The sequence below is a fragment of the Neorhizobium phenanthreniclasticum genome (assembly GCF_040066075.1).
Taxonomy (GTDB): Bacteria; Pseudomonadota; Alphaproteobacteria; order Rhizobiales; family Rhizobiaceae; genus Neorhizobium; species Neorhizobium petrolearium.
In genome coordinates this window covers 117,568-129,620 of the sequence record NZ_JBEAAL010000020.1, presented here as the reverse complement: position 1 = coordinate 129,620, position 12,053 = coordinate 117,568, and the positions used below count along the sequence as shown (strand labels likewise).

Sequence of the window (12,053 nt, the reverse complement as noted above, 5' to 3'; positions counted from 1 at the left end):
GATCAGAGCAGAATGTCGGTATAGAGCTCGGACACATCCGGCTCCGGATCGGCCTGGGCGAAATCGGCGCTGTCGGCGACGATGTCGCGGACGTCCTTGTCGATCGCCTTCAATTCGTCCTCGGTCGCCCAGCCCTTTTCGAGAAGGCGAGCGCGCACCTGCTCGATCGGGTCGTGCTCGGAGCGCATCTTCTGTACCTCGTCCTTCGAGCGGTACTTGGCCGGATCCGACATGGAGTGGCCGCGATACCGGTAGGTCAGCATTTCGAGGATGATCGGGCCCTTGCCGGACCGGCAATGTTCCATCGCCTCGTCGGCGGCAGCCTTCACGGCGCGTACATCCATGCCGTCCACCTGGAAACCGGGAATGTTGAAGGAAGCGCCGCGCTGCGAGAAATTGGCCTGCGCCGTGGCCCGGGCGGTCGAGGTGCCCATGGCATAGCGGTTGTTCTCGATCACATAGACGACCGGCAGCTTCCAGAGCTCGGCCATGTTGAAGCTCTCGTAGACCTGACCCTGGTTGGCCGCGCCGTCACCGAAATAGGCGGTGCTGACCGCATTGTTGCCGCGGTATTTGTTGGCAAAGGCCAGACCGGTACCGAGCGAGACCTGGGCGCCGACGATGCCGTGACCGCCGTAAAAGTTCTTTTCCTTGGAGAACATGTGCATGGAGCCGCCCTTCCCCTTGGAATAGCCGCCCCGGCGCCCGGTGAGCTCCGCCATGACGCCACGCGCGCTCATGCCCGTCGCCAGCATGTGGCCGTGGTCACGGTAGCCGGTGATGACCTGGTCGCCTTCCTTCAGCGCCATCTGCATGCCGACGACGACTGCTTCCTGGCCGATATAGAGATGACAGAAGCCGCCGATGAAGCCCATGCCATAAAGCTGGCCGGCCTTTTCCTCGAAGCGGCGGATCAGGAGCATGTCGCGGAGGGCCTTGAGCTCCTCTTCCTTGCTGAAGTCAGCAAAGGTGCCGCCGTCGAAATTCTTCTTTGCCGGCCTGGATGCCGTCTTGGTAACAGATTTTGCCGTAGCAGACTTTGCCGCGGATTTGCGGCCGGATACAGACGCGGTTTTGGTCGGCGCCATTCATCCCTCCCTCTCGTGCTGCATGGAGAGCGGCTTTAGTGCCCGACGCTGGCCGTCGGAAACCCGCTCCGGTTTCGAGGCCGTACCATAGGCAAGAAACGAGACCCCAGCAATGCCATAAATGCATGGCTCACATTCCGCACAACACACTGAAAAGACTTGCGAAATGTTAAGTTAACCAGATTCCGGTTAACTCAGAAGTAGTTATTGAAGATGACGATTTCGTCGTTGCGCGAAACATTGAGCTGATAGCGGGCGATCTCATCGAGCATATCTTTCTCCAGAGAGCCGTCACTCATGAGCTGCACCTGCCGCTCAAGCGCCTCGCGTCTGGCCGTCAGCCTGGCGAGCTCCTCGGCACGCGCCTGCCGCTGACGCTCGAATTCCTCGGTGGCGATCAGACCCAGATCACCATGCACAGAATGATAGCCGAAGTATGAAAGGAAGGCGACGGTAATGGCGGGGAGGACAAAACGACCGAATTTTCTTTGTCTGTGATGCTTCGTCCACATGCCCAATCAACGCCTTGTCACGCTCTACGGGGATCGCAGAAATCGATCCGAACAGAATTTCAAATTCGCAGAACTTGCTTAAGCAATCGCTAACTAGAATCGAGTCCGCCGATCTCGACATTCAGGACGTGGAAGCCCCGTAAGTTCTGACGGGAGAAGAAATATGTCGCGCCGTTTTGCCCATTCACAACGCCGCGCGGAGGGACATCCCCTCTCCCCGCGTGCGGGGAGAGGGTGAGGGAGGGGCGTGGAGTTTAGGCCTTCAAAATGCCGCGGCCGGCATAAGCCGCCTGCGGACCCAGCATTTCCTCGATGCGGATGAGCTGGTTGTACTTGGCAAGGCGGTCGGAGCGCGACAGCGAGCCGGTCTTGATCTGTCCGCAATTGGTGGCGACCGCGAGGTCGGCGATGGTGGAATCCTCCGTCTCGCCCGAACGGTGCGACATGACAGCCGTGTAGCGCGCCTTGTGGGCGGTCTCGACGGCATCGAGCGTTTCCGAAAGCGAACCGATCTGGTTGACCTTGACGAGGATGGAGTTTGCGACACCCATGCGGATGCCGTCGCGCAGACGCGCGGAATTGGTGACGAAGAGGTCGTCGCCGACGAGCTGGCACGTGGCGCCGATCTTGTCGGTGAGCGCCTTCCAGCCGTCCCAGTCGTCCTCCGCCATGCCGTCCTCGATCGAAATGATCGGATACTTGCCGACGAGCTCGGCGAGGTAATCGGCCATGGCGCCGGATTCCAGCGTGCGGCCTTCGCCTTCCATCACGTATTTGCCGTCCTTGAAGAACTCCGTCGAGGCGCAGTCGAGCGCCAGGCAGACGTCGTCGCCCGGCTTGTAGCCGGCCTTCTCGACCGACTTCATGATGAAATCGAGGGCTTCCGGGGCGCTCTTCAGGCCCGGAGCGAAACCGCCCTCGTCGCCGACATTGGTGTTATGCCCCTGGGCGGCGAGTTCCTTCTTGAGGACATGGAAGATTTCCGAACCCATGCGCACCGCGTCACGCAGCGTATCGGCGCCGACCGGCATGATCATGAATTCCTGGAAGTCGATCGGGTTGTCGGCATGGGCGCCGCCGTTGATGATGTTCATCATCGGAACGGGGAGGACATGCGCGTTCGGACCGCCCACGTAGCGGTAGAGCGGCAGGCCGGCGGATTCGGCGGCGGCCTTGGCGACGGCGAGCGACACACCGAGGATGGCATTGGCGCCGAGGTGCGACTTGTTCGGCGTGCCGTCGAGCGCGATCATCGTCTTGTCGATGTGGATCTGGCTTTCGGCATCGAAACCACCGATCGCATCGAAGATCTCGGTGTTGACCGCCTCGACAGCCTTTTCGACGCCCTTGCCGCCGTAACGCTTGCCGCCGTCACGCAGTTCGACCGCCTCGTGCGCGCCGGTCGACGCGCCGGACGGAACAGCTGCACGGCCAAAAGAACCGTCTTCCAGATAAACGTCCACTTCAACCGTCGGATTACCGCGGCTGTCGAGGATTTCACGGGCGATGATATCGGTGATGGCGGTCAAAAGACTCTCCCTGGGCTTGGACGTCGGATCTATACGGTTCGGGTCACTGAACATGTCCCACAGTCAGTGACACGAAAATTACAATGCAGCCGCTTTTCGCGCTTTTTCAGGCAGGCGCTTCAGGCAGCCTTTGCGACCGCATCGAGGGCAAGCAGCTTTTCCAGCAGCCGAGGCATGTCTTTGAGATGCACCATGTTCGGACCGTCAGACGGAGCATTGTCCGGGTCCTCGTGGGTCTCGATGAAGAGGCCGGCGACACCGACGGCAACGGCCGCCCGCGCCAGCGTCTCGACGAATTCGCGCTGGCCGCCGGTGGAGCCGCCCTGTCCACCCGGCTGCTGGACCGAATGCGTCGCGTCGAAGACGACCGGAGCGCCCATCGCCGCCATAATCGGCAGCGAGCGCATGTCGGACACCAATGTGTTGTAACCGAAAGAGACGCCGCGTTCGCAGAGCAGCACATTCGGATTGCCGCTCTGGGTGAACTTGGCCAACACGTTCTTCATGTCCCAGGGTGCCAGGAACTGGCCCTTCTTGACATTGATGACGCGGCCGGTTTTCGCCGCAGCGACAAGCAAGTCCGTCTGGCGGCAAAGGAAGGCCGGGATCTGCAGCACGTCCACCGTCTGTGCGACGATGGCGCACTGCTCTTCCGTGTGAATGTCGGTGAGAACCGGGAAGCCGAATTCCTTCTTCAGATCGGCGAAGATTTCCATGGCGCTTTCGAGCCCGATGCCGCGCCTGCCGGAAATCGACGTGCGGTTCGCCTTGTCGAAGGATGATTTGTAGACGAGCCCGATGCCGAGCTTGTCGCAAAGCTCCTTCAGCGCACCCGCCATCATGAAGGCGTGGTCGCGGCTTTCCATCTGGCACGGGCCGGCGATCAGCGACAGGCGGGCATCCTGTGCGAAGACGACCTTGCCGTGCCCTTCGCCGACGGAGACGCGCGGATTGGCGGAGACTTCCATGAGACTATTCCTCGAAACCGAACAACACACCCTGGCCGGGCGCCGCCTGGACCAGCACACGGCCCTCCCGACGGACGAATGCGACGTCATTAGCAGCAAGGATGATCTCTGTCACGGCAAGATCGGCAGTCTTGAAGATGATCGCCCGGCCGCGCAGACCTTCGGCATTCGGCAACGGCGCAAGGGCGAATTCCGATTCGAGATCTTGATCCTGCATGACGCGGATGCGCGTGTTCGAAGCGACAAGCTCCACGGCCGCAGCTTCGATCCCGGCTTTCGCAAGCAGCACCTCTTCGAGCAGGGGCGCAAAATCGTCGGGCGATGCGGCCGAAAGAACGATCTCGCTCAAGCCGGTCACCGTATTGGAATGGCGTTCCAGTTCGCCTCGATCGGCCGGCAGCGGATTGATCCGCTGTGCAGAGAACAAGAAGAAATCCGGCGCATGCTCGTCTCCCGCAAAGGCCAGCCGGAAGCTTGCCTCAGTCTCGGAACCGTCCGGCATCTTCACGCCGCGGGAGAATTCCAGGATATCGCCCGCGGAAATCCCGCGCAGCCTGAAACGCGCGTGATCGGCTGCCGCATCGCCCGTGGCAACCGCGAGGGCCGAAAAGCCCTGACTGTTACGCGCCTTGCGGAAGTCGAGATCCCGGGCGGTGAAGACATTGCCGCGCTTGGCCGCGGCTGTCGCCTGACGCCGGTTGGCGATCGCCAGCGGCTCCAGATAGGCCCCATCCGAGAAAAACACGCAGGCATTGGCCGTGCCGAAAGGATGAAAGGCCTCCGGCGCAACTGTAAATCCGAGTTCTGCCAGTCGCGAACGCGCGACGGCAAGGTCCGCCACCGGCAGAACGAGATGATCGATTAGTCTAGCATTCACGCGAGAGCCCCCAGAATCCGGAATCGCAGCACTACATTGGCAGCGGATCGGCTTCGAGCAAGTGGTGTCGAAAGAGATATGTTGCAGACATCCATGAAGAAAAATCATCATACTTCACGAAAATTTAGGGACTTGCGGAACACATATGGAACATATAGTGTATGTTCTTGATTTGTTTCCGACTCTCAAGGTGCCAAATATGCTCACGCGCAAACAGCAGGAATTGCTTCTGTTCATTCACGAACGCATGAAGGAATCCGGCGTGCCGCCCTCCTTCGACGAAATGAAGGACGCGCTCGACCTCGCGTCGAAGTCCGGCATCCACCGGCTGATCACCGCACTGGAGGAGCGCGGCTTCATCCGCCGCCTGCCGAACCGGGCACGTGCCCTTGAAGTCATCAAGCTGCCGGAAGCCTATCAGTCGAGCCTGCAGCCACGCCGCGGCTTCTCGCCGAGTGTTATCGAGGGCAGCCTCGGCAAGCCGCAGCCGGTCGCTGCCGCTCCGGCCAAGCCCGCAGCCAACGACGATCTCTCCAACGCCACCACGGTTCCCGTCATGGGCCGCATCGCCGCCGGCGTGCCCATCTCGGCGATCCAGAACAACACGCATGATATCGCAGTGCCCGCCGAGATGCTTGGTTCCGGCGAACATTACGCGCTGGAAGTCAAGGGTGATTCGATGATCGAGGCCGGCATCCTGGACGGCGACACGGTGATCATCCGCAACAGCAACACCGCCAATCCGGGAGACATCATCGTAGCGCTGGTGGACGAGGAGGAAGCGACGCTGAAGCGCTTCCGCCGCCGTGGCGCCTCGATCGCGCTGGAAGCCGCGAACCCGGCCTACGAAACCCGGATATTCCCGCCCGACCGGGTAAAGGTCCAGGGCAAGCTGGTCGGCCTCATCCGCCGTTACCATTGATCAATTGCCGAAGCGGTTCCGGGAGCGCCGAGGCGAACATCTTGTTCCGCCAGTCATAGTGGCGATGCCTGCTCCAGGGGCGGTCATGGCCGGCCATGGCGGGGCGAATAGTCCATTGCCGGATGTCGGCTGCGCCGTGCAGGGAAATTTCGAGCGCACCAGTCTTTCGCAAAGCATTGCCGTTGATCATCAATGCGCCGGAGCGGCAGTGATCGAAACGGGCGCGCGGCGCGATGATGATATGGGCGGCATCGCAGGCCGCACCGGCATAACGGCTGTCTTCGACGGAGGCTATGTTGGTGCCCCCGGAAGTTTTCACCCCGCAGAAGACACGCGGCTCGCATACGAAATGACCGGCAGGCACCTGCCTGATGCGGGACCGCGCCGTCTCGATTTCGGCCTGCGTCAGCTCGCGGCGCTCCTCAGGCTTCCCATCGGGCGGTTTATCTCTTGCTGATGACACGTCCGGTTTTATGGGATCGCCCAGGAGAAGTGCCCGTTTCCACTGGCCGTAGATGAAATCGGGCGGACGGGTGCGGTTGGTGGCAATACCTTCCCTGCCTATCACGGCAATCATCGTTCCGTCCTCGGCAACTAGAATATCCGGCAGGGGCTTCGATCGTTCGTGCCAGGAGAACAGCAATGCGGCGGCAACGAGCGGAATGCCGACCAGCCGAAGCCTGCTTCTCAAAAGGGTCAGCAGAAGAAAACCGGCCGTGGAGACAGGCAGGAACCAGGGATGCTGACGACCGATACCGGCGTCGCCGCCCCAGGCCGCGACATGTCTTGCTATGGAGATCACCGCTTCCAGGCCGAGACCCATGAGCTTCAGGAAAGGCGCATCGAGCCCGAACGGTACGAGCAGCATGCCGACCAGTCCGGCCGGCATGACCACGAAAGAAATGATCGGCATGGCGGCGAGGTTTGCCGCCAGGCCGCCGTAGGTCGCAATCCGATGGAAATGCTCGACCGAAAAGATCGCCGTCGACGTGCTGCCGATCAGGGTCGTGGCAAGAATGCCCGCAATGAATTTCCAGGAAGCCAGTACCGGCGTCACCACAGGGTGACGAATTTGCAGCGGTTCCGGATCGTGCTTTTTCGATCGATTTTTCCAGAGCGCATAACCGGCGACCAGCGCTGCGGTAGCCGCAAAGGACATCTGGAAGCTGGGCCCCAGGATTTCCGAGGGCGAAACGGCGATAATGATCAGGGCCGAAAGCGCCACGTTGCGCAAGCTGATCGACGGTCGGTCGAAGAAGACTGCGACAAGCATGACCGCCATCATGATATACGCCCGCTCGGCCGAAACACCGAAGCCGGAAATCAGGTAATAGGCGGTCGCCATCACGAGCGCGCCGGCGGCAGCGATCTTCTTCACCGGATAGGCCTGGGCAAACCCGGGAAAAAACGAAAGGACAGTGCGGACGCCGACAAAGAAGATGCCGGCGGCAAGCGCCATGTTCAGCCCGGAGATCGCGACGATATGGGCAAGTCCGGAAAGCCGGAGCGCCTCGGTGGTCTCCTTGGAAATAGCCCGGCGTTCGTCGGTCACGATCGCGGCTGCGAAGGCGCCCGCATCGCCCGGCACCGTTTCGCGAATATGGCTTGCAATGGCGCTGCGCAGATCAAAAAGCCCGCTTTCGAATTCTGCAATCCAGGCTCGCGGCAACGCCGGGCCTGCCTCCTTATTCGGCACTCCATAGAAAAAACCGACGGCGCCGATACCATCGAAATAAGAAGAGAAGGCGAAATCGTTAAGCCCCGGCAGCGCAGGCCCCGAAGGCGGCGATATGCGTACCCGGCCGCTGATCGTCTCGCCGGTTTCCGCAGATTCGTGCCGCGCCCTGGCAAGCAGCGACACCCGCTCCGGAGGGCGTCGGATCTCGGGATTGGCTGTCCGTCCGACGCGGACTAAATAGCGCCAGCGTCCATTCGCATCGATTTCCCGCCGCTCGACCACGCCGGTCAGTTCGGTCGTCACCGGCGAGTCGAGAACGACTGTACTTTGCCTCCATGTTTCCAGCTCCGCGAGCATCATGCCGCCGAGAAAGAGTGCGGCGGCGACCGGGATGATACGTGCCATGCCGAATTGGTGACGCGTTATGGCAGCAATTATGGTGCATGCGAGAAAAGCCACAAAAAACGGCAGAAAAGCCGGATCTTGCGGCAAGGAGAACCAGCATGCGGCCCCTGCACCGACGACAACGGGAACGAAGAGGAAGCCATGCCCATGCGCCTCCTCTTCCAAGATCATGGACGGCGCATTGCGCCACAGGCGCTTCAAACCCACGGATATACGATGCGGAAGCGCCCTCCCCGGATGCACCACCGACCTTCGTTCGAAGGCTGGAGAAAGCTCCGAAAGATGCCCCTGGTCCACCGATCGGGATGCGTCTTCGCCGAACGCGAAATCCATCGGCCTGGTTGCCGGCCGCCCCGTCTTGATCAGCTTCGGAAACGCAGTGTCTTCCGACATGAAACGCTAAGCCCGCCCCGTCGCCAAATCATGCGACGATGCAACCTGCGCGTTTCCCGCCCTCCCGTCAACTGCCCGGGAAACCTCAGCAATCCCAGAGACCTGAACCGGGTTGCAACAACAAGTTGGAAGCCCAAGCAAAAGCGGTTGCCTAATATTCTTTCGCGCTGCACAAAATGCTACCAACGACTGCTTGGCATCAGCTTTCGGATCATATAGCAAAGCATCGGACGCTTAATTCTTGTGGCGCTTTTTGGGCGCCACGCCGCCAAAAGGTTGGAGGATCAGCATGACGGATAAAAGCGCAAACGTGGTAGTCGGCGACAGACAAGTCGATCTGCCGATCAAGTCGGGCTCCATCGGTCCGGACGTAATCGACATCGGCTCCCTCTACAAGCAGACCGGTACCTTCACCTACGATCCGGGCTTCACTTCGACAGCATCTTGCGAATCCAAGATCACCTATATCGATGGCGACGAAGGCATCCTGCTGCATCGCGGCTATCCGATCGAGCAGCTCGCCGAGCACGGCGACTTCCTGGAAACCTGCTACCTGCTTCTCTACGGCGAACTGCCGACCGCCGCCCAGAAGAAGGACTTCGACTATCGCGTCACGCATCACACGATGGTGCACGAGCAGATGAGCCGCTTCTTCACCGGCTTCCGCCGCGACGCTCATCCGATGGCCGTCATGTGTGGCTGCGTCGGCGCACTTTCCGCCTTCTACCACGACTCGACCGACATCACCGATCCGCATCAGCGCATGGTCGCTTCGCTGCGCATGATCGCCAAGATGCCGACCCTTGCCGCGATGGCCTACAAGTACCACATCGGCCAGCCCTTCGTTTATCCGCAGAACAACCTGGACTATGCGTCGAACTTCCTGCGCATGTGCTTTGCCGTTCCGTGCGAAGAATATGTCGTCAATCCGGTGCTGTCGCGCGCCATGGACCGCATCTTCATCCTGCATGCGGACCATGAACAGAACGCATCGACCTCGACGGTCCGCCTCGCAGGTTCCTCCGGCGCCAACCCGTTCGCCTGCATCGCGGCCGGCATCGCCTGCCTTTGGGGCCCGGCCCATGGCGGCGCCAACGAAGCGGCACTCAACATGCTGACGGAAATCGGCACGGTCGACCGCATCCCGGAATATATCGCCCGCGCCAAGGACAAGAACGATCCGTTCCGTCTGATGGGTTTCGGCCACCGCGTCTACAAGAACTACGATCCGCGCGCCAAGATCATGCAGAAGACGACGCACGAAGTTCTCGGCGAGCTCGGCCACAAGGACGATCCACTGCTGCAGGTCGCCATGGAGCTGGAGCGCATCGCGCTTACCGATGAATATTTCATCGAGAAGAAGCTCTACCCGAACATCGACTTCTATTCGGGCATCACGCTGAAGGCGATGGGCTTCCCCACCACGATGTTCACCGTGCTCTTCGCGCTTGCCCGTACCGTCGGCTGGATCGCCCAGTGGGCCGAGATGATCGAAGATCCGCAGCAGCGCATCGGTCGCCCCCGCCAACTCTACACCGGCGAGCCGATGCGGGACTACCTGCCGATCTCCAAGCGCTGATCGAAGCCAAATTCGAAATGAAAAACCCGGTCAAAGATGGCCGGGTTTTTTCTTGTCCAGAATTTCGAGAACGACGCCGGCCGCTGCTTCGCCCGGCGGCACAGGCACCTGCAGGCGCTGCCAGGTGAGATCAAACCCTTCCATCATGGCATACCGCTGCGTGGTATTGCTGGACAGCCGCTCCGCCCAGCGGCAAAGGCTGCCTGGCCGCACCACTTCGTTGATATATTCCGGCACCACAGGATAATCCGCGATCAGATTCGGCAGCGCGCCGGACCAGATCTTGATCCGCTTCGACATCAGCATGATCAGCCAGTCCGCCTTGTAGGCCGAGACGACGGGCACGTTCGAGAGGGCGAGTTCGAGGATGACGGTGCCGGAGGCGGCAATCGCCGCATCGGCTTCCGCGAAGGCTGCCCATTTGCTCTCCGCGTCGACGGTGATCTCGGGCTTGACCGGAAGGGCTGCCGCTAGTTCGCGCACCAGTTTCTCCTGGCGCGGTACGGTCGGCAGCAGGAAGCGTGCCTTGCCGTTGCGCGCGACGAATTCCCGTGCCGCTTCGCCGAACACCGGCAGCAGCGCCTTGATCTCGGCCGACCGCGAGCCCGGCAGAAGCAGGATGGTTTTCTCCTCATGCTTTACCTTCGCGGGACGCTCGGCGCGAATGCCGCGCACCTTGAGCAGCGACGGATCGTCGGTCAGCCGATGGCCGACGAATGTCGTCTCGGGACCGCCGAGCCGCTTCATCGCCTCCGGTTCGAAGGGCAGAACGGCCAACACGTGGTCGACATAGGCGAGCATCGCCGTGGCGCGATATTCCTTCCACGCCCAGACGCTCGGGCAGACATAGTCGATGATCGGCAGATCGGGCAGAGCCGCCCGCACCTTCTTCGCGACTCGATGGGTGAAATCCGGGCTGTCGATGATGACCAACACATCCGGCCTGGCGGCGACGATCGACGCGGCCGTCTGGTTGATCCTTCTAATCAGGTTCGGCAGGCGGGCCAGCACCTGGGTGAGGCCCATGATCGACAGTTCGGAAAAGTCGAAAAGCGAGGCCAGGCCCTGCGCCGCCAGCGCATCACCACCGACGCCGATCAGGTCGACCGGTCCGCCATGAGCCGCCTTCAGCGCAGCAATCAGATCGCCACCCAAAAGATCGCCGGAGACTTCGCCAGCGACAACACCGACCTTCAAGGCCCTGCTCATGACAATCCTCCATTCAGCAGGCCGGAATTCGAAAGGCCAAGGTCGATGCCGAAGACGAAAATGCCTGCGGCATCCGCGGCAGCGATCATCGTCTCCTCCTCCAGTACCAACGCACGTCCGGCCTCCACAGCGATGCCTGCGAGCCCGGCCTTCACCGCATTCTCGACGGTCGAAGGGCCAATTGCGGGAAGATCTGCGCGCATATCCTGCTGCGGTTTGCAGAGTTTGACCAGCACTCCTTTTCGACGTGCTGAAATACGTCCCTCGGCGCGCAAGGTGGCGACCCGCTCCAGCATGCGATCCGTGCCCTCCACACCTTCGAGCGCAACCACGCGGCCGCCGACGCTCACCGCGCCCTGGCCGATATCGAGTTCTCCTAAGCGCCGGGCCGCCTCCGAAGCCATTTCGATATCGCGACAGTCCTCTTCGGAAGGCTTGTGGGCGCCAAGAGGCCCGGTCCTCGCCAGCAACCCGGGAGCGATCTCATGCGCGCCGATCACCCGGCAACCCTGCGCCTCGATAATGCCGATCGCCGCCTGCAGCAGCGCGTCGTCGCCGCCGGAGACCAGTGTGCGGACCAGTTGCGACAGCTTGCGCAGCGCCTTCCAATTGGGGCGAATGTCGCGCCAGTCCGGCCGCCGGGTAACCCCGCCGGAAAGCACGACGCGATCGATGCCTTTCTCGCGGAAAATCCGGTCGAAGCCGACGATGTCGGCAATGCTGGCCGTGGCAGTCTCGAAGCCGTCAAACCGTTGGTTGGACTCATTGCGCAGCGGAATGATAAAGGGATTTTCACCGGTCGCACGTGCGGCCTCCGCCAGGTGGACCGGCAGGAATCCGTTTCCGGCGATGATCGCCAGCCGGCCCTTCGGCGCAAGGCCCGGCACGGCAGA

The 12,053-nt window shown here is 61.4% G+C and carries 10 protein-coding genes; 2 read left to right on the top strand and 8 right to left on the bottom strand.

Features of this window, described 5'->3' with window-relative positions; genetic code table 11:
• Positions 1–2: 2 nt before the first annotated feature.
• The 5 genes from pdhA to ABK249_RS23235 all read right to left on the bottom strand — a co-directional run bounded on the left by pdhA (position 3) and on the right by ABK249_RS23235 (position 4,974).
• Positions 3–1,088, bottom strand: coding sequence for a pyruvate dehydrogenase (acetyl-transferring) E1 component subunit alpha (gene pdhA / locus ABK249_RS23255; RefSeq protein WP_037155014.1), 1,086 nt, complete (start codon positions 1,086–1,088; stop codon positions 3–5).
• A 194-nt stretch (positions 1,089–1,282) separates the two neighbouring features.
• A complete protein-coding gene (locus tag ABK249_RS23250) occupies positions 1,283–1,600 on the bottom strand; it encodes an FtsB family cell division protein (protein WP_348864199.1) in 318 nt (105 codons plus the stop codon).
• 254 nt (positions 1,601–1,854) lie between these two features.
• Positions 1,855–3,129 carry a phosphopyruvate hydratase gene (gene eno, locus ABK249_RS23245; RefSeq protein ID WP_348864198.1) on the bottom strand — a complete coding sequence of 425 codons (1,275 nt, stop codon included), beginning with the start codon at positions 3,127–3,129 and terminating at the stop codon, positions 1,855–1,857.
• 119 nt (positions 3,130–3,248) lie between these two features.
• Positions 3,249–4,097 (bottom strand): 3-deoxy-8-phosphooctulonate synthase, encoded by an 849-nt coding sequence (gene kdsA / locus ABK249_RS23240; RefSeq protein WP_348864197.1) that lies wholly within the window; start codon positions 4,095–4,097, stop codon positions 3,249–3,251.
• 4 nt (positions 4,098–4,101) lie between these two features.
• On the bottom strand, positions 4,102–4,974 hold the full coding sequence (locus ABK249_RS23235) for a VOC family protein (protein WP_348864196.1): 873 nt from the start codon (positions 4,972–4,974) through the stop codon (positions 4,102–4,104).
• 199 nt (positions 4,975–5,173) lie between these two features.
• On the opposite strand from ABK249_RS23235, the gene lexA reads away from it, so the two are divergent.
• Positions 5,174–5,896: a transcriptional repressor LexA gene (gene lexA, locus ABK249_RS23230; protein ID WP_227702741.1), complete on the top strand. Its 723-nt coding sequence runs from the start codon at positions 5,174–5,176 to the stop codon at positions 5,894–5,896.
• Here lexA and ABK249_RS23225 read toward each other — a convergent pair.
• On the bottom strand, positions 5,877–8,372 hold the full coding sequence (locus tag ABK249_RS23225) for a ComEC/Rec2 family competence protein (protein ID WP_348864195.1): 2,496 nt from the start codon (positions 8,370–8,372) through the stop codon (positions 5,877–5,879). The two genes, lexA and ABK249_RS23225, sit on opposite strands and share 20 nt — an antisense overlap.
• Positions 8,373–8,661: 289 nt before the next feature.
• Between ABK249_RS23225 and gltA the strand changes: the two genes are divergently transcribed.
• The gene (gene gltA, locus ABK249_RS23220; RefSeq protein ID WP_037154982.1) at positions 8,662–9,951 is read left to right on the top strand and encodes a citrate synthase; all 1,290 of its coding nucleotides are present in this window, start codon (positions 8,662–8,664) and stop codon (positions 9,949–9,951) included.
• A gap of 30 nt (positions 9,952–9,981) precedes the next feature.
• Here the strand turns inward: gltA and lpxB are convergent, their stop codons facing one another.
• Positions 9,982–11,160, bottom strand: coding sequence for a lipid-A-disaccharide synthase (gene lpxB, locus ABK249_RS23215; protein WP_037154980.1), 1,179 nt, complete (start codon positions 11,158–11,160; stop codon positions 9,982–9,984).
• Complete coding sequence (locus tag ABK249_RS23210; RefSeq protein ID WP_348864194.1) at positions 11,157–12,047, bottom strand: LpxI family protein; 891 nt, start codon at positions 12,045–12,047, stop codon at positions 11,157–11,159. Before ABK249_RS23210 ends, lpxB begins: the two co-directional genes overlap by 4 nt.
• Between the last annotated feature and the right edge of the window lie 6 nt (positions 12,048–12,053).

Bases quoted from the DNA above. Each gene is read 5' to 3' on its own strand.
- pdhA (WP_037155014.1), bottom strand. From the start codon at position 1,088: ATGGCGCCGACCAAAACCGCGTCTGTATCCGGCCGCAAATCCGCGGCA.
- ABK249_RS23250 (WP_348864199.1), bottom strand. From the start codon at position 1,600: ATGTGGACGAAGCATCACAGACAAAGAAAATTCGGTCGTTTTGTCCTC.
- kdsA (WP_348864197.1), bottom strand. From the start codon at position 4,097: ATGGAAGTCTCCGCCAATCCGCGCGTCTCCGTCGGCGAAGGGCACGGC.
- lexA (WP_227702741.1), top strand. From the start codon at position 5,174: ATGCTCACGCGCAAACAGCAGGAATTGCTTCTGTTCATTCACGAACGC.
- ABK249_RS23225 (WP_348864195.1), bottom strand. From the start codon at position 8,372: ATGTCGGAAGACACTGCGTTTCCGAAGCTGATCAAGACGGGGCGGCCG.
- gltA (WP_037154982.1), top strand. From the start codon at position 8,662: ATGACGGATAAAAGCGCAAACGTGGTAGTCGGCGACAGACAAGTCGAT.
- lpxB (WP_037154980.1), bottom strand. From the start codon at position 11,160: ATGAGCAGGGCCTTGAAGGTCGGTGTTGTCGCTGGCGAAGTCTCCGGC.